Annotated in this window: 10 protein-coding genes, 1 tRNA gene and 3 rRNA genes; 13 read left to right on the top strand and 1 reads right to left on the bottom strand. The window is 47.5% G+C overall.

What is annotated here, in order from left to right:
* Positions 1-105: 105 nt before the first annotated feature.
* The 4 genes from MKX40_RS27415 to ligA all read left to right on the top strand — a co-directional run bounded on the left by MKX40_RS27415 (position 106) and on the right by ligA (position 7,050).
* Entirely contained in the window at positions 106-981 is an 876-nt protein-coding gene (locus tag MKX40_RS27415; protein WP_339238048.1) for a phosphatidylinositol-specific phospholipase C/glycerophosphodiester phosphodiesterase family protein, read from the top strand.
* Between the two features lie 178 nt (positions 982-1,159).
* On the top strand, positions 1,160-1,855 hold the full coding sequence (locus tag MKX40_RS27410) for a heptaprenylglyceryl phosphate synthase (RefSeq protein ID WP_339238046.1): 696 nt from the start codon (positions 1,160-1,162) through the stop codon (positions 1,853-1,855).
* A gap of 392 nt (positions 1,856-2,247) precedes the next feature.
* Complete coding sequence (gene pcrA / locus MKX40_RS27405) at positions 2,248-4,602, top strand: DNA helicase PcrA (protein ID WP_339238044.1); 2,355 nt, start codon at positions 2,248-2,250, stop codon at positions 4,600-4,602.
* A gap of 426 nt (positions 4,603-5,028) precedes the next feature.
* Entirely contained in the window at positions 5,029-7,050 is a 2,022-nt protein-coding gene (gene ligA, locus MKX40_RS27400) for an NAD-dependent DNA ligase LigA (RefSeq protein WP_339238042.1), read from the top strand.
* A 128-nt stretch (positions 7,051-7,178) separates the two neighbouring features.
* On the opposite strand, the gene MKX40_RS27395 is transcribed toward ligA, so the two are convergent.
* Entirely contained in the window at positions 7,179-8,552 is a 1,374-nt protein-coding gene (locus tag MKX40_RS27395; RefSeq protein WP_339238040.1) for a molybdopterin-dependent oxidoreductase, read from the bottom strand.
* Between the two features lie 723 nt (positions 8,553-9,275).
* On the opposite strand from MKX40_RS27395, the gene MKX40_RS27390 reads away from it, so the two are divergent.
* The 9 genes from MKX40_RS27390 (at position 9,276) to MKX40_RS27350 (ending at position 20,919) form a co-directional block, all read left to right on the top strand.
* Positions 9,276-10,827, top strand: a 16S ribosomal RNA gene (locus tag MKX40_RS27390).
* Positions 10,828-10,934: 107 nt separating this feature from the next.
* Positions 10,935-11,010, top strand: a tRNA-Ala gene (locus MKX40_RS27385).
* A gap of 215 nt (positions 11,011-11,225) precedes the next feature.
* A 23S ribosomal RNA gene (locus MKX40_RS27380) occupies positions 11,226-14,152 on the top strand.
* 74 nt (positions 14,153-14,226) lie between these two features.
* Positions 14,227-14,343: ribosomal RNA gene (rrf, locus tag MKX40_RS27375) — 5S ribosomal RNA — on the top strand.
* Together the 16S, 23S and 5S rRNA genes with 1 tRNA gene alongside form the textbook arrangement of a ribosomal RNA operon.
* A 177-nt stretch (positions 14,344-14,520) precedes the next feature.
* Positions 14,521-15,696: a GNAT family N-acetyltransferase gene (locus MKX40_RS27370; RefSeq protein WP_339238038.1), complete on the top strand. Its 1,176-nt coding sequence runs from the start codon at positions 14,521-14,523 to the stop codon at positions 15,694-15,696.
* Between the two features lie 461 nt (positions 15,697-16,157).
* Positions 16,158-16,619 (top strand): CtsR family transcriptional regulator, encoded by a 462-nt coding sequence (locus MKX40_RS27365; RefSeq protein WP_062836165.1) that lies wholly within the window; start codon positions 16,158-16,160, stop codon positions 16,617-16,619.
* A 31-nt stretch (positions 16,620-16,650) separates the two neighbouring features.
* Entirely contained in the window at positions 16,651-17,175 is a 525-nt protein-coding gene (locus tag MKX40_RS27360) for a UvrB/UvrC motif-containing protein (protein ID WP_339238036.1), read from the top strand.
* Between the two features lie 28 nt (positions 17,176-17,203).
* The gene (locus MKX40_RS27355) at positions 17,204-18,274 is read left to right on the top strand and encodes a protein arginine kinase (RefSeq protein ID WP_339238034.1); all 1,071 of its coding nucleotides are present in this window, start codon (positions 17,204-17,206) and stop codon (positions 18,272-18,274) included.
* A gap of 182 nt (positions 18,275-18,456) precedes the next feature.
* Positions 18,457-20,919 carry an ATP-dependent Clp protease ATP-binding subunit gene (locus MKX40_RS27350; RefSeq protein WP_339238032.1) on the top strand — a complete coding sequence of 821 codons (2,463 nt, stop codon included), beginning with the start codon at positions 18,457-18,459 and terminating at the stop codon, positions 20,917-20,919.
* The last annotated feature ends 212 nt before the right edge of the window (positions 20,920-21,131 follow it).

The raw sequence follows: 21,131 nt of genomic DNA, 5'->3' as shown, positions 1-21,131 counted from the left end.
AATATATCCTCTATTTAACAGCCGCCTTCAAGCGGCTATTTTGTTTTACATCTCCTCAATTCGGGTAGTTAGCTAACAAAAAGGTACTGAGGATGTGAATGTGATATGAAACGCATTGCCGCCGTGTTAATACTACTGATCGTTACCGTAGGAACACTCTTTTTCGCCTATGAAAGCGAGAGTGAGGAACAACGGGACGGATTTACCGCTTATAGATTAATTGCCCATGCGATGGGCAGCATTCGGGATCAACCATATACCAACGCCTATGAAGCGATGATTGCCAATTACGAGAAAGGCACACGTGTTTTTGAGATCGACTTTATGCTGACCTCGGATCGCAAAGCCGTAGCCAGACATGAGTGGACCGCTAATATGAGTAAAATGCTAGGACAGGACCAAGAGCTTCCCGAGGAAAAACAAGCCGGGGCGCTGACACATGATGAGTTCATGAATACGCCTATTCTGGGTATGTACCAACCCATGGATGCCGACGGCATTATAGATGTACTGGCTAAATACCCGGATATGTATATCGTAACCGATACCAAAGAACAGAAGGATGAAGATATACAGCAGGTGTTAAGATCCCTCGTGGATGCTGCCAAAGAACATGATCCCTCCGTGCTTGATCGCGTGGTTGTACAGATCTACAACGAACCCATGCTTGAAACGGTGAAAGAAGTCTATGCATTCCCTTCCATTATCTATACGTTATACGCCACACAGGATACAGAAGATCAGGTTGTTGATTTTGTGCAAAAAAATGATATTGATGCCGTGACCATGCCGGAATATAAAGTAAACCAGAATTTTGTCGCCAAGCTTAATAGTGCAGGCTCAGTTACTTACGTGCACACCATCAATGACACTGAACAGGTGGCTAACTATGAGAAGTGGGGTGTGTATGGGGTTTACTCGGACGTGCTGACGGAGCAGGAACTGGATGAGATGAATACACGGTTTGCCTGGAAACCGTAAAATGTCGTAATTACAATCATTACAAAATCCAAATCACAGGCTTTTCCATACCAGAACAGGGAAATGTCTGTGATTTTCTGTTCCCCTTTTTATACGAACATTGACACTCACTGTCTGCTGACTTAGACTTAGTTTACAAGCTTTCTAGGATGCAGAAGAACCTCTGGAGGAATGTTCGTTGATAGACATGATTAAGCAGTGGAGACATGTATTTAAGCTTGACCCGGACCGGGAGATTACGGACGAAGAACTTGATCAGGTCTGCATGTCGGGGACCGATGCAATTATCGTCGGTGGATCTTCAGGAATTACTTATGATAACACGGTAGACCTGATGTCCCGTGTGCGTCGCTATGAGCTGCCCTGTGTGCTTGAAGTATCCGATCTGGAGGCTGTTGTTCCCGGGTTTGACGGATATCTGATCCCGATGGTGCTGAATGCAACGGACAGCAAATGGATGATTGGGCACCACCAGAAGGCTATAGAGCGTTACGGTTATCTGATCCCATGGGATCTGTTGATTGCCGAGGGTTATATTGTGCTTAATGCAAACTCCACGGTAGCGCGGTTGACGGGTGCGGATACGGATTTGACGACAGGAGCTGCGGTGGCATATGCCCAGGCTGCGGAACGTCTGCTCCATCTTCCTATTGTATACATGGAGTACAGCGGAACGTTCGGAGATATGGAGCTTGTTGGTGAGACACACAGACAATTGGAGCGGGCACATCTCATCTACGGCGGCGGAATTGATGATCCGGAGAAAGCCGCGCAAGCTGCTCAGGTTGCAGATACCATCGTGGTAGGCAACATTGTGTACAGCGATTTGAATAAGGCACTTGAGACGGTGCTGGCTGTAAAAGGAACCATTTAATCGGTTTAGTTTACCATTCCCCCATTTTCCCCTTATGATCTGTTAAAATAGAACTTTGCCCTTACTAAGTTTAAGAAGTTATATGAGCGTAATGTCGTTTACACGAGTAGGAAATTCGTATAAAGGAACTATGTTTACACAAAAACGAAGTTTTCTCTTTTTTTTTACTACCCTTAAATATAAGCTAAACTAATTTTTACACGAGAACGAAGAGGACAGAAATAAGCTGGAGAAGCGGAGCGTTCGCCTTTATTACCGGATTTTCACCTTTGAAAAAGTAGATCGAAAAATCCGGGAATAACAGCGATCGGAAGATTATTCTGTCATCGGAGTGGCGAGTGTAACCTATTAATTTTGCTTTATAGACCAACCAACGAAAGGAGCATGCATGCATGCAACCTGTAAATATACATGATGCCGTTGCACGGCTTAACACCCCTCAACGGCAAGCCGTCGAGGCGACGGATGGCCCGCTGCTGATTATGGCCGGAGCGGGCTCCGGCAAGACCCGGGTGCTGACACACCGGATTGCCTATCTCATTGCAACACGGAAAGCACCTCCGTGGGGCATTTTAGCGATTACCTTTACGAACAAAGCCGCTCGTGAGATGCAGGATCGGGTTTCCCAACTCGTAGGTGGCTCCCAGGGCCGCGACATTTGGGTATCCACGTTCCACTCCATGTGCGTGCGTATTTTGCGCCGAGATATTGAACGTATCGGTTTTACTTCCAACTTCAGTATTTTGGACTCATCGGACCAATTATCTGTTATTCGTAGCTGTATGAAAGACCAGAATATCGATACGAAGAAATTCGAGCCCAAAGCAGTTCAATCGATGATGAGTACGGCCAAGAATGAACTGATCAGTCCGGAACAATATGAGAAGCAGGCAGGAGACTATTTCGAGGGTATTGTAGCCAAAATTTATAAGATGTATCAGAAACGGTTAAGAGCCAACAACTCACTCGATTTCGATGATCTTATTATGCAGACGATTCAACTGTTCAAGGAAGTACCGGAAGTCCTCGACTTTTATCAAAAGAAATTCCAGTACATTCACGTGGACGAGTATCAGGATACGAACCGTGCACAGTACATGCTGTGCCGCATGCTTGCTGACAGTCACCACCGCATCTGTGTTGTAGGGGATAGTGACCAGTCGATCTATCGCTGGCGCGGGGCCGATATCAGCAATATCCTGAACTTTGAGAAAGACTACCCAGAAGCAAATACGATTTTGCTGGAACAGAACTATCGTTCTACGTCCAATATCCTGAATGCAGCGAATGAAGTGATCGGCCTGAATACAGGGCGTAAGCCGAAGAAACTGTGGACGGACAAAGAGGGTGGTTCGAAGATCAAGGTGTACCGTGCGGATTCCGAACATGATGAGGGGTACTTTGTAACCTCCGAGATTAGTAAAAATGTGAAGAACGGCAAATCCTATCAAAACCATGCCATTTTGTACCGTACCAACGCCCAGTCCCGGGTTATAGAGGAAATTCTGATCAAGTCTGATATTCCATATCAGATTGTCGGCGGCATCAAGTTCTATGATCGCAAAGAGATCAAGGACATTCTGGCGTATCTGCGCCTGTTATCCAACCCCGACGATGATATCAGTCTTACCCGGATTATTAATGTACCGAAGCGTAGCATCGGGGATACAACAGTAGCGAAGCTGGCGGCTGCGGCAGGAGAGCGTGGAATTTCCATTTTCCGAGTACTTCAGGTTGTGGATGATCTTGGTTTTGCTGGTCGTACGCGTAATGCGCTGGTGGAGTTCTATGACATGATTGCTGCGTTGCATCAGATGGTAGAATATCTGTCTGTAACTGAATTAACCGAGAAGATCCTGGAGATGAGTCAATATCGTCTTGAGATGCAAAATGAAAATACACTCGAATCTCGTGCACGACTGGAGAACATTGATGAGTTCCTGTCTGTAACCATGGAATTTGAGAAAAATAATGAAGACAAAACACTTGTATCGTTCCTCACCGATCTTGCATTGATTGCGGACATCGACAGCATGAACGATGATGAAGAGGATCAGAGTGATGCGGTTACCCTGATGACCATGCACAGTGCCAAAGGTCTGGAGTTTCCGGTTGTCTTTATCGTGGGTATGGAGGAAGGAGTCTTCCCGCACAGCCGTGCCTTTATGGATAATGAAGAGCTGGAAGAAGAGCGCCGACTTGCTTATGTGGGGATTACTCGTGCAGAAGAGCAACTCTTCCTGTCGTGTGCCCAGATGCGTACCTTGTTTGGACGCACCACAGCGAATCCACCTTCCCGCTTCCTGGACGAAATTCCGGATGAGCTGAAGGAAGACACTTCCATGGCTCGTGATCGTTACCGCCGTGGCAGTAGCGGAGGCGGCTCATATGGTGGACGGGGACTAGGTTCCAGTGGAGGAAGTAACTTCGGTGGTGGCACCAAGCTCTTTGATCATCAAAGCAAGAGCGGTTCATCTGCTACCTCATCCACGCCAACTTCGCGTGTGACTACAAGTACTTCCCGCCCGACATACTCTACGCCATCATCGGCTTCCAAGCCGGCAGCTTCGAATGGTGAAGCAGGGTTTAAGGCAGGAGACAAAGTGCAGCATGGCAAATGGGGGACAGGCACAATCGTTGCAGTCAAAGGGACAGGGAATGACACCGAACTGCAGATTGCATTCCCGGCTCCGGTTGGCGTGAAACGTTTGCTTGCCGGTTTTGCCCCGATTACCAAAGTAGAATAAGAACGAAACCTCCTTTTGCACTAAAACGGAGAGAACAGAAATAACTTTTCTAAGGAAAACTGCTTCTTAAGCATCTTCATCGTTTTTGTCATGTCATTTCTAAGCTTGACTTGACTGATATGATTAGAAATCTGTATAAATTCAATGTAACATCGGCACGGTAACGGAGAGAACAGAAATAACTTGTAGAAGCTACGCGTTCGCCTTTATCCCCTGATTTCTACCTTTTAACATGAATTAAAAGAAATCTGGGGATAACAGCGATCGGAAAGTTGTTCTGTTATCGGAGTGTCAGTGTGGATAATCATTAATTGAAATTATATAGTGACACCAGTGATTGAAAAGTTATTCTGTTATCGTTGTTCAAGTGCAATAGGAGTGTTCGTTCTACATATATAGATCAAATTAACGGAGGGATGGCCCTGTATGGACCCGATGCACCGGATGGAGCAACTCGTTACCGAGCTGAACCAGCATAATTATCAGTACTACACGATGGATCAGCCACAGATCAGCGATAAGGAGTATGATCTTCTGTACGACGAACTGGTTACGCTGGAACAGGAAAGCGGCATGGTTCTGCCTGATTCTCCAACCCAGCGTGTGGGTGGTGAACTGCTCAAGGGATTTACCCCACATCGCCATTTATCCCCATTATGGAGTCTGGACAAAGCGCAAAATATTGAGCAGCTGCGCAGCTGGAATACCCGTGTACTGAAACTGATTAATGATTATAACAGTAAAAATCCCGATACGCCTTTACCGGAACCAGGTTATGTCATTGAGTTGAAGTTTGACGGATTGACGCTGAACCTGACGTACACCAACGGTGAGTTGGTGCAAGCCTCTACACGAGGGAACGGTACTGTAGGCGAAGGTATTTTGGCCCAGGTGAGAACAATCAGATCGGTTCCGCTCAAAATTCCTTACACAAGCGGCACGATTGAAGTACAGGGTGAAGGTATCATGAACCTGTCTGTCCTGGAGCGATACAACGAGACAGCGGCAGAACCGCTCAAGAATGCGCGGAATGCAGCAGCGGGAGCACTTCGTAACCTGAATCCAAAGGCGACGGCTGAGCGTAGACTGAATGCTTATTTCTATAACGTAGGTTATTCGGATGACATTCAGTTCGCCAATCATGAGCAGATGATGGACTTCTTGCGTGAGAACCGTTTCAAGGTGAATCCATCGATTACTTATTTCCATGAGTTTGATGATGTGATGGAACAATTGGCTGCGATTCAGGAGAATCGGGGTCAGTTAGACTATCTGATCGATGGAGCTGTTATCAAAATTACAGACATGCGTACCCGCGAGGTATTGGGTTATACCGATAAATTCCCTCGCTGGGCAGTAGCATATAAATTCGAGGCAGAAGAGACCACGACAGTTCTTAATGCTGTGGTATGGAATGTGGGGCGTACTGGCAAAGTAACTCCGCTGGCACGCGTAGAACCGGTTGAACTTGCCGGGGTAACGGTACAGAACTGTACCCTGAACAATGTTGGCGATATTGAGCGCAAAAATCTGAAGTTCGCTCTGGGCACTCGGGTCTTTATTCGCCGCTCCAATGATGTCATTCCAGAAATTTTGGGTAAAGTGACTGAGGAAAGTGATGGCGAGGAGATCGTCTTCCCTGAGCAGTGCCCAGCATGTGGATTCCCGCTCGAGCAACGTGGAGCGCACCTGTTCTGTAACAACAGACTGGCATGTAAACCACAGACGGTGGCGCGTATTTCCCATTTTGCTTCCCGTGATGCCATGGATATTGAGACATTCAGTGAGAAAACAGCGATTCAGCTGTACGATGAATTGAACGTGCGTGAGCCTGCTGACCTGTATACATTACAGTTTGATGATCTGGTGAAGCTGGAACGGTTTGGCGAAAAGAAAGCGAACAACCTTCTCGCTGCGCTAGAGCTCAGTAAGGATCGTGATCTGGCTTCGTTCCTATACTCACTGGGTATTCCGAACACAGGTAAATCTACCACACGTATGCTTGCGGATCATTACCGAGATCTGCACGCCATTATGAATGCAACTGTAGAAGAATTGGTTGAACTACCTGACGTTGGTGGTATTGTGGCGGAGAGTATCGTAACTTTCTTTGCAGATCCGTTTACACAGGCTGCGATTGAGAAGATGCTCAACTTGGGTGTGAAAGCCCAGGCACCTGAGGTGTCAGAAGTTGTTGTTGTGGAAGATTCCTTCTTCAGTGGTAAAACGGTCGTCCTGACCGGAACGCTGCACCAATTGACGCGGGAAGAGGCGACGCAGAGACTGGAAGCGCTCGGAGCGAAGGTGACTGGTAGTGTATCGAAAAAGACAGATCTGGTGATTGCCGGAGAGAAGGCAGGTAGCAAATTGACCAAAGCTCATGATCTGGGTATTTCAACGATTGAGGATGAGGACGAACTTGTACGCCTTTTGAACCCACAGGGTTAGAGGATAAACGAACAAAAGAGTTTCTATAAGAAAGCCCCCGAAGACACGGATACGTGGTCGGGGGCTTTTGCTGTTATTGAAATGATTAATACAACGTATGAACAATCAATCAATTTTAACTGAACCGATCATGATCCAGTTATATTATTAGGGATGCGCTGAGATGCGCCTGTAAGCCATGCATCCTTGTCATATCCTCGCTCTTCCCAGTAACCAATATGTTCACTGTCGATGAGTTCAATGCGATTCAACCATTTTACTGATTTGTATGCATACATTTGAGGGATGACGAGCCGTACCGGACCGCCAAGATCAGCTGGGATGGGTTTGCCATCATGCATGACAGCCACCATAATATCCTCCATTTGTGCTTGATCCATTGTAATCGCATCTGTATACACACCATCACCGGAATAAAACTTCACACTATGAGCCTCGGGTTTGACCCCGGCTTGCTTCAAAAGCTGTGCAAGTGAAATCCCTTCCCAGGTATTTTTATACACAGACCATCCTGTTACACAGTGGAAATCACTAACCTGTACGGTACGCGCGAGCTTCACGAACTGTTCCCAGTTCCAGACCTGTGCCCGTTCAACCAATCCATCAATACGGAAAGACCAGTTAGCATTGGAGAAGGAAGGTATGGGCGTAACCGTATATACGCGGAAATGACCTTCAGCTCCGCCTCCAATGGGAGGTGAAGATGCAGACAGCGGTTGTGGCAAAGGAACCATACGGTTAGGATCGTTCTCCAGCATACTGTCGATACTGTTATCAATTTTGAGATTGCGTCCTACCCAGGATATAAAAGTAGGTCCGAGTGTGACAGCAAGACCAACCCCCACGGCAGAACGGATGAAAGCTCGGCGTGTATACACAGGTTGAGGTCGCTGCTCTGGTTTGAGAGAATCTCTCTCGGGATTACGATCAAACTGGGAAGAAGATATAGCAGCCGGAGTTTCTTTTTCATCTAATATTGAATCAGCTGGATCAGCTGCATTTTGAGCTCGTGTTGAAGTTGTAGTGGTTTTAACCGCACGACGTGCAGGGTCCTTTAACCATTTGGTCCGAGTTATTGAGTGATAGATAATATAAGGTAAGCCCACCCAAGTCAGCAGGTCATGGATCAAGAGTGCAGCATTCGACCATCGGGGTCCAGCCAGCTTGAACTGCCATAATACTATACCTGAGAGTAGCCATCCTACCAGCAGCGCAAGAACAAAGACGGTGTTCACCCTTTGCCAAGGTCTATTACGAAGCTGTTTCCAGTGCTTTCCGGCCAAAATCAAGTAATATACGACGGGTGCCAGCATAGCTAGCCCAACGATGATATGAAGCCATTTTAACCATACACGCCCGATTCCAAGGATCTCACGCCAAAAGCCTCCAACTAACACAAGACCTGATATAGCAAGGATTACAACAATCCAGGCATTCCAAGCATGGATGGAAACCAACTTTTTGCCGTAACCTTTGCGTCTATTCTTCAGCCATTGTTTCAAGTGTGATCACCCCATATAGATTTAGTAATGAGTTTATTCAGAAATTGGTTATGTAATAGCCGGTTGTGAATGGAGTGCGATATCTGAGTTAAAAGTTCGTATGAGACAGTTAACGTATGTTTAGGAATTAACCACACCACATGAAGAGTTACATTTAATTGCTTACCTATCCTATCCCTATATCTATATACCTTATTATAGAGTTTTTGGATCACTTTCTTCAAACCAACAGGAGGGCAAGGGTGTTATACCGATCGGGGCTCTAGCTAATCTTTATTTAGATCCTTATTATTCGTGGTTATAGAAGTATACAATGTATATAGAAATGATCGTTTCCTTAGATATAGAGCAGCCTTTCTAAAATCTCCATCTTTGTTTCAGATATTGTGTTAATGTGTCGCATATAGGTTGGAAGCACGGTGCCGTTTAAGAAGATTTTATGATAATAGATGGTTGATAAAAAATGCTTGCTAAATAAATCATGACATGATATATTATTTCTTGTCGCTTCAAACGAATGATTGTCATAATCACTTGAAAGGTGACAAAAACAAAGTGTTGACAGTAAGTTAGTTAACATGATATGATAAGATTCCTGTCCGGTTGACAAACATCAACAAAAACGGACATACAAGTTCCTTGAAAACTGAACAAATGGATAGTAACTTTTGATTCACAATGAATCGTCAGATTCAAAATGAGCTTATCGCTCTTTTCAATACTTTATTGGAGAGTTTGATCCTGGCTCAGGACGAACGCTGGCGGCATGCCTAATACATGCAAGTCGAGCGGAGTTGATAAGAAGCTTGCTTTTTTGATACTTAGCGGCGGACGGGTGAGTAACACGTAGGCAACCTGCCCTCAAGTTTGGGACAACTACCGGAAACGGTAGCTAATACCGAATAGTTGTTTTCTTCGCCTGAAGGAAACTGGAAAGACGGAGCAATCTGTCACTTGGGGATGGGCCTGCGGCGCATTAGCTAGTTGGTGGGGTAACGGCTCACCAAGGCGACGATGCGTAGCCGACCTGAGAGGGTGATCGGCCACACTGGGACTGAGACACGGCCCAGACTCCTACGGGAGGCAGCAGTAGGGAATCTTCCGCAATGGGCGAAAGCCTGACGGAGCAATGCCGCGTGAGTGATGAAGGTTTTCGGATCGTAAAGCTCTGTTGCCAGGGAAGAACGCTTGGGAGAGTAACTGCTCTCAAGGTGACGGTACCTGAGAAGAAAGCCCCGGCTAACTACGTGCCAGCAGCCGCGGTAATACGTAGGGGGCAAGCGTTGTCCGGAATTATTGGGCGTAAAGCGCGCGCAGGCGGTCATTTAAGTCTGGTGTTTAATCCCGGGGCTCAACCCCGGATCGCACTGGAAACTGGGTGACTTGAGTGCAGAAGAGGAGAGTGGAATTCCACGTGTAGCGGTGAAATGCGTAGATATGTGGAGGAACACCAGTGGCGAAGGCGACTCTCTGGGCTGTAACTGACGCTGAGGCGCGAAAGCGTGGGGAGCAAACAGGATTAGATACCCTGGTAGTCCACGCCGTAAACGATGAGTGCTAGGTGTTAGGGGTTTCGATACCCTTGGTGCCGAAGTTAACACATTAAGCACTCCGCCTGGGGAGTACGGTCGCAAGACTGAAACTCAAAGGAATTGACGGGGACCCGCACAAGCAGTGGAGTATGTGGTTTAATTCGAAGCAACGCGAAGAACCTTACCAGGTCTTGACATCCCTCTGATCGATGCAGAGATGTATCTTTCCTTCGGGACAGAGGAGACAGGTGGTGCATGGTTGTCGTCAGCTCGTGTCGTGAGATGTTGGGTTAAGTCCCGCAACGAGCGCAACCCTTGATCTTAGTTGCCAGCATTTCGGATGGGCACTCTAAGGTGACTGCCGGTGACAAACCGGAGGAAGGTGGGGATGACGTCAAATCATCATGCCCCTTATGACCTGGGCTACACACGTACTACAATGGCCGGTACAACGGGCTGTGAAGCCGCGAGGTGGAACGAATCCTAAAAAGCCGGTCTCAGTTCGGATTGCAGGCTGCAACTCGCCTGCATGAAGTCGGAATTGCTAGTAATCGCGGATCAGCATGCCGCGGTGAATACGTTCCCGGGTCTTGTACACACCGCCCGTCACACCACGAGAGTTTATAACACCCGAAGTCGGTGGGGTAACCGCAAGGAGCCAGCCGCCGAAGGTGGGATAGATGATTGGGGTGAAGTCGTAACAAGGTAGCCGTATCGGAAGGTGCGGCTGGATCACCTCCTTTCTATGGAGAATCGTTTCCCGAGTGGAAACATTCAAATATGTAGGTTCTTAGAACCTGCAACAGCAACACAGTTACTTATCCATTTGTTCAGTTTTGATGGAATTTGAGGGGCCATAGCTCAGCTGGGAGAGCGCCTGCCTTGCAAGCAGGAGGTCAGCGGTTCGATCCCGCTTGGCTCCACCAAACAATTTCATCTATTTGGCTTGTTCTTTGAAAACTAGATATCGAAACGAAAGTAAATGCGAATTAGAACATTCCTTTTTAGCTGAACTTGTGTATAACAAGTTTCAATAAAAACGGTAGTTAATTGCTGTTGCGATGGTATCGAGTGGGAGCGACTTTTGGCTTTGGACGCAGTCCAAAACAAGGGAAGCGAGCGATCGAAACCGGAGCGATATGGTTAAGCTACTAAGAGCACACGGAGGATGCCTAGGCGCTAGGAGCCGATGAAGGACGTGGCGAACAACGAAACTGCCTCGGGGAGCTGTAAGCAAGCTTTGATCCGGGGGTGTCCGAATGGGGAAACCCAGCTGGGGTAATTTCCAGTTACTCATAACTGAATACATAGGTTATGTAGAGGCATACCAGGGGAACTGAAACATCTAAGTACCCTGAGGAAGAGAAAACAATAGTGATTCCGTCAGTAGCGGCGAGCGAACGCGGAGAAGCCCAAACCAGAGAGCTTGCTCTTTGGGGTTGTGGGACGTCTCACATGGAGTTACAAAGGAGTCAGTTAAACGAAGAGGTCTGGAAAGGCCCGCCAAAGAAGGTAAAAGCCCTGTAATTGAAAGTTGATTCTCTCCGAGACGGATCCCGAGTAGTGCGGGGCACGTGAAACCCCGTATGAATCCGGCAGGACCATCTGCCAAGGCTAAATACTTCCTAGCGACCGATAGTGAAGCAGTACCGTGAGGGAAAGGTGAAAAGCACCCCGGAAGGGGAGTGAAATAGAACCTGAAACCGTGTGCTTACAAAAAGTCAGAGCCCGTTTTAGGGGTGATGGCGTGCCTTTTGTAGAATGAACCGGCGAGTTACGTTCCCGTGCAAGGTTAAGGTGAAGAGCCGGAGCCGCAGCGAAAGCGAGTCTGAATAGGGCGATGTAGTACGTGGACGTAGACCCGAAACCGGGTGATCTACCCCTGTCCAGGGTGAAGGTGCGGTAACACGCACTGGAGGCCCGAACCCACGCACGTTGAAAAGTGCGGGGATGAGGTGGGGGTAGCGGAGAAATTCCAATCGAACTCGGAGATAGCTGGTTCTCCCCGAAATAGCTTTAGGGCTAGCCTCGGAAAACAGAGTCGTGGAGGTAGAGCACTGATTGGGTGCGGGGCCCGCAAGGGTTACCAAGCTCAGTCAAACTCCGAATGCCATAGACTTACTTCCGGGAGTCAGACAGTGAGTGCTAAGATCCATTGTCAAAAGGGAAACAGCCCAGACCATCAGCTAAGGTCCCCAAGTGTGTGTTAAGTGGGAAAGGATGTGGAGTTGCACAGACAACCAGGATGTTGGCTTAGAAGCAGCCACCATTGAAAGAGTGCGTAATAGCTCACTGGTCGAGTGACTCTGCGCCGAAAATGTAACGGGGCTAAACACACCACCGAAGCTATGGCTTGATGCTTTGCATCAGGGGTAGGGGAGCGTTGTATAAGGGTTGAAGGTGTACCGTAAGGAGCGCTGGACATTATACAAGTGAGAATGCCGGTATGAGTAACGAAAAGATCAGTGAGAATCTGATCCGCCGAAAGCCTAAGGGTTCCTGAGGAAGGCTCGTCCGCTCAGGGTAAGTCGGGACCTAAGGCGAGGCCGAAAGGCGTAGTCGAAGGACAACAGGTCGAAATTCCTGTACCACCGTAAGCCGTTATGAGCAATGGGGGGACGCAGTAGGGTAGTGACGCGGACTGATGGATGTCCGTCTAAGCAGTAAGGCTGATGTGTAGGCAAATCCGCACATCATTAAGGCTGAGCTGTGATGGGGAGCGAAAATTGTAGTAGCGAAGGTCATGATCTCACACTGCCAAGAAAAGCCTCTAGCCAGGTGAAGGTGCCCGTACCGCAAACCGACACAGGTAGGCGAGAAGAGTATTCTAAGGCGCGCGGAAGAACTCTCGTTAAGGAACTCGGCAAAATGACCCCGTAACTTCGGGAGAAGGGGTGCCCCGGTAGTGTGAATAGCACGAGGGGGCCGCAGTGAAAAGGCCCAAGCGACTGTTTAGCAAAAACACAGGTCTGTGCGAAGCCGTAAGGCGAAGTATACGGGCTGACGCCTGCCCGGTGCTGGAAGGTTAAGGGGAGTGGTTAGGAGCAATCCGAAGCTGTGAACCGAAGCCCCAGTAAACGGCGGCCGTAACTATAACGGTCCTAAGGTAGCGAAATTCCTTGTCAGGTAAATTCTGACCCGCACGAATGGCGTAACGACTTGGGCGCTGTCTCAACGAGAGATCCGGTGAAATTTTAATACCTGTGAAGATGCAGGTTACCCGCGACAAGACGGAAAGACCCCATGGAGCTTTACTGCAGCTTGATATTGAATTTGGGTACGATCTGTACAGGATAGGTGGGAGCCTTTGAAGCGTGAGCGCCAGCTTGCGTGGAGGCAACGTTGGGATACCACCCTGATCGTATCTAGGTTCTAACCTGGTACCGTAATCCGGTGCGGGGACAGTGTCAGGTGGGCAGTTTGACTGGGGCGGTCGCCTCCTAAAGAGTAACGGAGGCGCCCAAAGGTTCCCTCAGAATGGTTGGAAATCATTCGAAGAGTGCAAAGGCATAAGGGAGCTTGACTGCGAGACCTACAAGTCGAGCAGGGACGAAAGTCGGGCTTAGTGATCCGGTGGTACCGCATGGAAGGGCCATCGCTCAACGGATAAAAGCTACCCTGGGGATAACAGGCTTATCTCCCCCAAGAGTCCACATCGACGGGGAGGTTTGGCACCTCGATGTCGGCTCATCGCATCCTGGGGCTGAAGTAGGTCCCAAGGGTTGGGCTGTTCGCCCATTAAAGCGGTACGCGAGCTGGGTTCAGAACGTCGTGAGACAGTTCGGTCCCTATCTGTCGTGGGCGTAGGAAATTTGAGAGGAGCTGTCCTTAGTACGAGAGGACCGGGATGGACGTACCGCTGGTGTACCAGTTGTTCCGCCAGGAGCACCGCTGGGTAGCTATGTACGGACGGGATAAACGCTGAAAGCATCTAAGCGTGAAGCCCCCCTCAAGATGAGATTTCCCAGTATGTAAGACCCCTTGAAGACGACGAGGTAGATAGGCTGGGGGTGGAAGTGCAGCAATGCATGGAGCTGACCAGTACTAATCGGTCGAGGGCTTATCCAATAGCAAGTTGTAATTCGCATGTTTCGTTTCGAATCTAGTTTTCAGAGAACGAACTCTGAAATGTAAGCTATGCGTTTGGTGGCGATGGCGGAGGGGTTCCACACGTACCCATCCCGAACACGACCGTTAAGCCCTCTAGCGCCGATGGTACTTGGACCGCAGGGTCCTGGGAGAGTAGGACGCCGCCAAGCGAAGAACCACTGCCGATGTTATTCGGTGGTGGTTTTTATTTGTTTATTTTAAGGGATGCGCATGCATCTCTTATTTGACTTTATAGGAATCCTCTGACACACTCAAAGGGGTACATATATCAGATATCAGGCCATCATGGATTGATAACAACTCTAGTGAATGAGGTGTAGGAAGACATGGAAATTCAAAAATTGACGGTAGATGATTTTGAACCGGCGATGGCACTCTCCGAATACGCTTTTCAAGTAGTAATGAGTGAAGAACAAAAAGAAAAACGGCGGAGTCAATTTTCGTCACAGGATATATGGGGTGTATATGAGGATGGGCAGTTAGGAGCCAAACTTCACATTATTCCTTTTCAAACCTATATTCATGGTAGATCGTTCGAGATGGGCGGTATTGCGGGTGTAGCCACCTGGCCAGAATATAGACGCAAAGGCTGGGTAGCGGGTCTGCTCAAGCATGCGTTGGAAGAAATGAATCGTAACAAACAAAGTATATCGTTCTTGCATCCATTCTCTTTTGGTTTCTATCGAAAGTATGGATGGGAGACATATGTTGAATTTAAACGGTATAAAGTGCCAACTGCTCATTTGCCTTCGAAAAAAGCGACACCTGGAACAATTCGGCGTGGGGATCCGGGCCTCAGTGTATTAAAGCAAGTATACAGTGCTTATGCTGAACGCTATAACGGAACGCTGGTACGGGACGATGCAAGGTGGGAGAATTCAGTTCTGGTTAATGGAAGCAGCCAAAAGGCTGTATATTACGATGAAGCTAATGCAGCACAAGGTTATCTTTTATATGAGGTTAAGGAAAATAAGTTTACCATTAAAGAGATTATCTATCTAAATGAAGAGGCTAGGCAAGGACTATGGACCTTTATTGCTAACCATGATTCCATGATCCAGGAAGTTACGTTACAGGCACCTGCCAGTGATACGCTTGCTTTCCAGTTGGATAATCCACGGATTCAGCAGGAGATCGTACCTTATTTTATGGCGCGTATCGTTAGTGTGGAACAGTTTATATCTCAATATCCATTTGCAAGTCAGGACTCACCAGTTCAGATTGTTCTACAGGTAGAGGATTCCCACGCTCCGTGGAATGAAGGAGTATGGCAATTGAACGTAGCAATGAATGGAACAGCATCCATATGGAAAACTTCGGAGCCAGTTACTGATGATCAGACTATTAAGGTAGATATTCAATCCCTTACTGCGGTGCTGATGGGATATCGCAGACCAACAGAAATGGCACGAATGGGAAGAATTCACGGACCGAACGCAGCTATCAAGGCTTTAGAACAAGCGATTCCTGAACGAGAAACCTATTTACTCGATTTCTTCTGATGACTACTTCCACTACTCGATTTAACTGGATTAGCTTATATACAAATAAGACGTAATTGAAAGACAAAAGGACTTCTCCAGCAATTTTGGAGAGGTTTTTTTGTGTCTGGGGAATATTTCGTGTAAAATCGTAAAAAATGAATAGTGACCCCACTTGGCAAACCCACAAAATATGCTATAATGTATATAAAGTCAAAGAAAGTCAAAGTCAACTAAAGGTTTAATACTTAAGTAGCTTTCTTTCTACAATCTGATGCATGATCGCCACTATACGTGATTCATCTCATCGGAGGATCAAGGGAATATTAAAGGACCTTCGTGCTTCCTTCGCTCTCCTGTTGACTCCTGTGGAAGCAAGATTCGCTGTTTCCCTGATTGGTTAAATGGGTAGAGAAGGTGTACTCTGTGGGGGCGTGTGGGTCCTTATTGACTTAACGTTTCAGACAGTGGAGGATGATTGGATGCGTAATATCTCTGATATTATCGAACGATATCTGAAGAGTATTTTGCATGAAAGTCCCGAAGGAATGGTTGAAATTCAGCGTAATGATCTGGCAGATCAATTCTCATGTGTACCTTCCCAGATCAATTATGTCATCAGCACACGTTTTACACTCGAGAAGGGATACCTGGTAGAGAGTAAACGTGGCGGTGGTGGTTATGTTCGCATACAGCGCATTGAATTACCAGCCCAATCAGCTCTGCATAACCATTTGCACCATAGTATTGGTGATGAGATCGGGCAGACAGCTGCCGAAGGTTTGATTTATCAATTGGAAGAAGCACGTTTCTTGAGCAAGCGTGAAGCTGGGTTGATGCGAGCTGCTGTATCTAGAGAGGTTATATTGGTCAAACTTCCTTACCGGGATCAAATTCGTGCCAGAATGTTAAAGGCGATGCTAATATCTTTGCTCGGTAAATGAAAACTATCGGGGTCAAAGGAGGTACATCATTATGCTGTGCCAAGAATGCAATAAACGTCCGGCGACACTGCATTTTACGAAGATCGTAAATGGAGAGAAGACGGAATTCCATATTTGTGAGTCATGTGCCCGTGAAAAAGGGGAAATGATTCCTGGAACAGCAGGTGGATTTTCCATTCACAACTTGTTGTCCGGGTTACTTGATTTTGATCCAGCCGGCAAAAGTGGATCGGCAGGAACACCACCTGCAAAGGCACTTCAGTGTGAAGAGTGCGGTATGACGTACGCACAATTCAGTAAGATAGGCCGATTTGGCTGCAGTTCATGTTATAAATATTTTGACAGCCGTCTGGACCCTTTGTTCAAGCGGGTTCATGGTAGTACGTCCCATGTAGGTAAAGTACCTGCACGAGCTGGTGGTCGCATCAAGGTGAAACGTCAAATTGCTGATCTGAAGCGTGAGCTCCAAGAGAGCATCGCCCAAGAGGAATTTGAGGAGGCGGCTCAGATCCGTGACCAGATTCGAGAACTTGAAAAAGGAATAGCTCAGGAGTAAAGTTTGTCATGAGTAGGAGGGATGCGTAATGCCTAATCTGCGCTTTACAGAGAAGGCGCTCAGCGACTGGATGCGCAGTGATGCGGCTGATTCCGAAATTGTGATAAGCAGCCGTGTCCGGATTGCGCGCAACCTTCAGCATGTTCCGTTTCCGATGCTGGCTTCCAATGAGCAATCGGAAGAGGTACTGAATAAGCTGAGCGAAGTACTTCAATACGACGATGTTCATGCCTTTGGGGATTTTCATACTTTGGATCTAATCGATATTGACGAACTCGACAAACGGGTGCTGGTGGAGAAACATCTCATCAGTCCAAGTCTTGCGAATGAATCCAGACATGGTGCGGTTATTCTCAGTGAGGATGAGTCTGTCAGTATTATGATTAATGAAGAGGATCATCTTCGTATCCAGTGCCTCTATCCGGGGTTCCAGGTGAAAGAAGCCTGGGAGAAAGCTTCCGCAATAGATGATGCTTTTGAAGCGCACGTGGATTATGCTTTTGATGATCGCAGAGGATACTTAACCAGTTGTCCTACGAATGTAGGTACAGGTGTCAGAGCATCTGTCATGATGCACCTGCCTGCCCTGGTGATGACGCAGCAGATTGGCCGTATTTTAACCGCAGTTTCCCAAGTGGGATTGACTGTAAGAGGCATATACGGTGAAGGCAGCGAAGCTATGGGTAACCTGTTCCAGATCTCGAATCAGATTACACTGGGACAGACCGAACAGGAAGTCATCGAGAACCTGCATGGTGTTGTGTTACAGATGATTGGTCATGAACGTACAGCCAGAGAACGGTTAATTACCGACTCCAGACTTCGAATTACGGATCGTGTCATGCGTTCTTACGGCATATTGTCTCATGCAGCTATTGTTGATTCCAAGGAAGCAGCACAGCGCTTATCGGATGTACGCCTTGGCGTGGATCTCGGCTTGTTGGATGGACTGTCGATCACGGTCATGAATGAGTTGAATGTGATGACACAGCCGGGATTTTTGCAGAAAACATTCGGGGAAGATATGCGCACAGATGAGCGTGACATCTATCGAGCTCAGTTGATTCGTGATACGATCAATGCAGCGAAGCAGTCCTAGCTTACTCTGATATTTTATTGAATTATGGTTTCATGCCGCATTGCGGCTTTTATATAATAAGGCATGTACGATGCCGAATGACTTTATTCGCAGCACGGCTGCAAACAAAAATGATATGAAGAATACGACGGGGATGTTTTGAAACCCCTCGTTTTATCCAAAACCATGGAGGTGCAGGAGATATGATGTTTGGAAGATTTACGGAACGGGCCCAAAAGGTGCTCGCACTCGCGCAGGAAGAAGCTGTCCGTCTCGGTCATAATAACATCGGTACTGAGCATATTTTGCTCGGCCTCATTCGTGAAGGCGAAGGCATCGCAGCCAAAGCACTGATCGGCCTGGGACTCGGATTGGAAAAAATTCAGGATGAAGTAGAAACGCTGATTGGCCGTGGCCAAGAGCAGCCTACCAACATTGCATATACGCCACGTGCGAAAAAAGTAATTGAGTTGTCTATGGATGAAGCTCGTAAATTGGGCCATACCTATGTAGGCACAGAGCATATCCTGCTCGGATTGATTCGTGAAGGCGAGGGTGTTGCAGCACGTGTGCTCAATAACCTGGGTATCAGCCTGAACAAAGCACGTCAACAAGTGTTACAGTTGCTTGGCAGCAGTGAAGCTGTATCCAGCCATAATGGAACACCTGCCAATGTCAGCACACCAACGCTGGACAGTCTGGCACGTGACCTCACGGCATACGCCAGAGAGAATAACCTTGACCCGGTTATTGGACGTAGCAAAGAAATTGAACGTGTCATCCAGGTACTCAGCCGTCGTACGAAGAACAACCCGGTATTGATCGGTGAGCCAGGTGTAGGTAAAACAGCGATTGCTGAAGGCCTTGCACAAAAAATCATTGCCAATGAGATTCCCGAAACATTGCGCGACAAACGTGTAATGACCCTGGATATGGGTTCAGTAGTTGCTGGAACCAAATATCGTGGTGAGTTCGAAGATCGTCTGAAAAAAATCATGGATGAGATTCGCCAAGCAGGTAACATTGTCCTGTTTATCGACGAATTGCATACCTTGATTGGCGCAGGCGGAGCTGAAGGTGCCATCGATGCTTCTAATATTTTGAAACCGGCTCTGGCCCGTGGAGAATTGCAATGTATCGGTGCAACAACACTGGATGAATATCGCAAATACATCGAGAAGGATGCAGCGCTTGAGCGTCGTTTCCAACCGATTACTGTAGATCAGCCTTCTCCGGAAGAAGCGATTCAGATCTTGCACGGCTTGCGTGACCGTTATGAGGCGCATCACCGCGTGAAAATTACGGACGAAGCGATTGTGCAGGCGGTTAAGCTGTCTGACCGTTACATCACAGACCGTTTCCTGCCAGACAAAGCGATTGACCTGATTGACGAGGCGGGTTCCAAAGTAAGATTGAACTCTTACACGATCCCACCAAACCTGAAACAGCTGGAGAGCCGTCTGGAAGATATCCGCAAGGAAAAAGACGCTGCAGTTCAAAGCCAGGAGTTCGAAAAAGCAGCCGCTCTGCGTGATACGGAACAAAAAATCCGTGAAGAGCTGGATGTAACGAAGAACCAATGGAAAGAAAAACAAGGTCGCACGGATTCCGAAGTAACACCTGAGGATATCGCACAAGTGGTAGCCAACTGGACAGGAATTCCGGTGAACAAGCTGAAAGAAGAAGAGACACAGCGCCTGATGAATCTGGAATCCATTCTGCATGAACGTGTCATCGGCCAGGATGAGGCTGTGAAGTCGGTCAGTCGTGCGGTTCGTCGTGCGCGTGCAGGACTTAAAGATCCAAAACGTCCGATGGGTTCATTTATCTTCCTCGGTCCTACAGGGGTAGGTAAAACAGAACTTGCTCGTGCTCTGGCTGAAGCGATGTTTGGTGATGAAAATGCAGTAATCCGTATTGATATGTCCGAGTATGGTGAGAAGCATTCGACTTCCCGACTCGTCGGTGCGCCTCCAGGATATGTTGGATATGAAGAAGGTGGCCAGCTGACAGAGAAAGTTCGTCGCAAACCATATTCCGTTGTCCTGCTCGATGAAATCGAGAAAGCACATCCGGAAGTATTCAATATCTTGCTGCAAGTGCTTGAGGATGGTCGTCTGACCGATTCCAAAGGTCGCGTTGTTGACTTCCGGAATACGCTAATTATCCTGACATCCAACGTGGGTGCTGAAGCGATCAAACGTAACTCGACACTTGGTTTCACAGCAGTTGTGGATGCAGGTGCGGATTATGATAACATGAAGGGTAAAGTCATGGATGAGCTGAAGAAATCCTTCCGTCCAGAGTTCCTTAACCGGATTGATGAAATTATCGTATTCCACTCTCTGGAACAGAAACACATTGCAGAGATTGTTACGCTCATGAGTGAGGAGCTTCGCAAACGGCTGCGTGAATATGAGGTTGACTTCGAACTTACCGACAATGCCAAGGAATTCCTTGCCAAAGCAGGCTTCGATCCAGCCTACGGTGCGCGTCCGCTTCGTCGGGCAATCCAGAAGCATATCGAGGACAAATTGTCTGAAGAGTTGCTTACAGGCAACGTAACCAAAGGGGATTCACTACTCATTGACGAAGAGAACGGTGCACTGTCAGTAACGAAAAAAGACGTGATTGTTCCTTCTAACGAGGAAATCGAAACCAAATAATATGTAACAAGCTATGGAGAATGAACTCAAGCTTGTATTGATTGTTAATCCTTCTCGGCTTCGGCCGGGGAGGATTTTTTGCATTTTGGACAGAAGACGGACATGATTATGTCAGGAACATGTGTAAAGTTTGCGATAATCCTTTACGAAAAATCTCAAACAATGGTAAACTTTTAGTGACCCTGCACGTCAGGGAGTTTGGGCAAAATTCG

It is taken from the genome of Paenibacillus sp. FSL R5-0517, assembly GCF_037974355.1.
Lineage (GTDB): Bacteria > Bacillota > Bacilli > Paenibacillales > Paenibacillaceae > Paenibacillus.
This window is presented reverse-complemented; position numbering and strand designations above follow the sequence as displayed.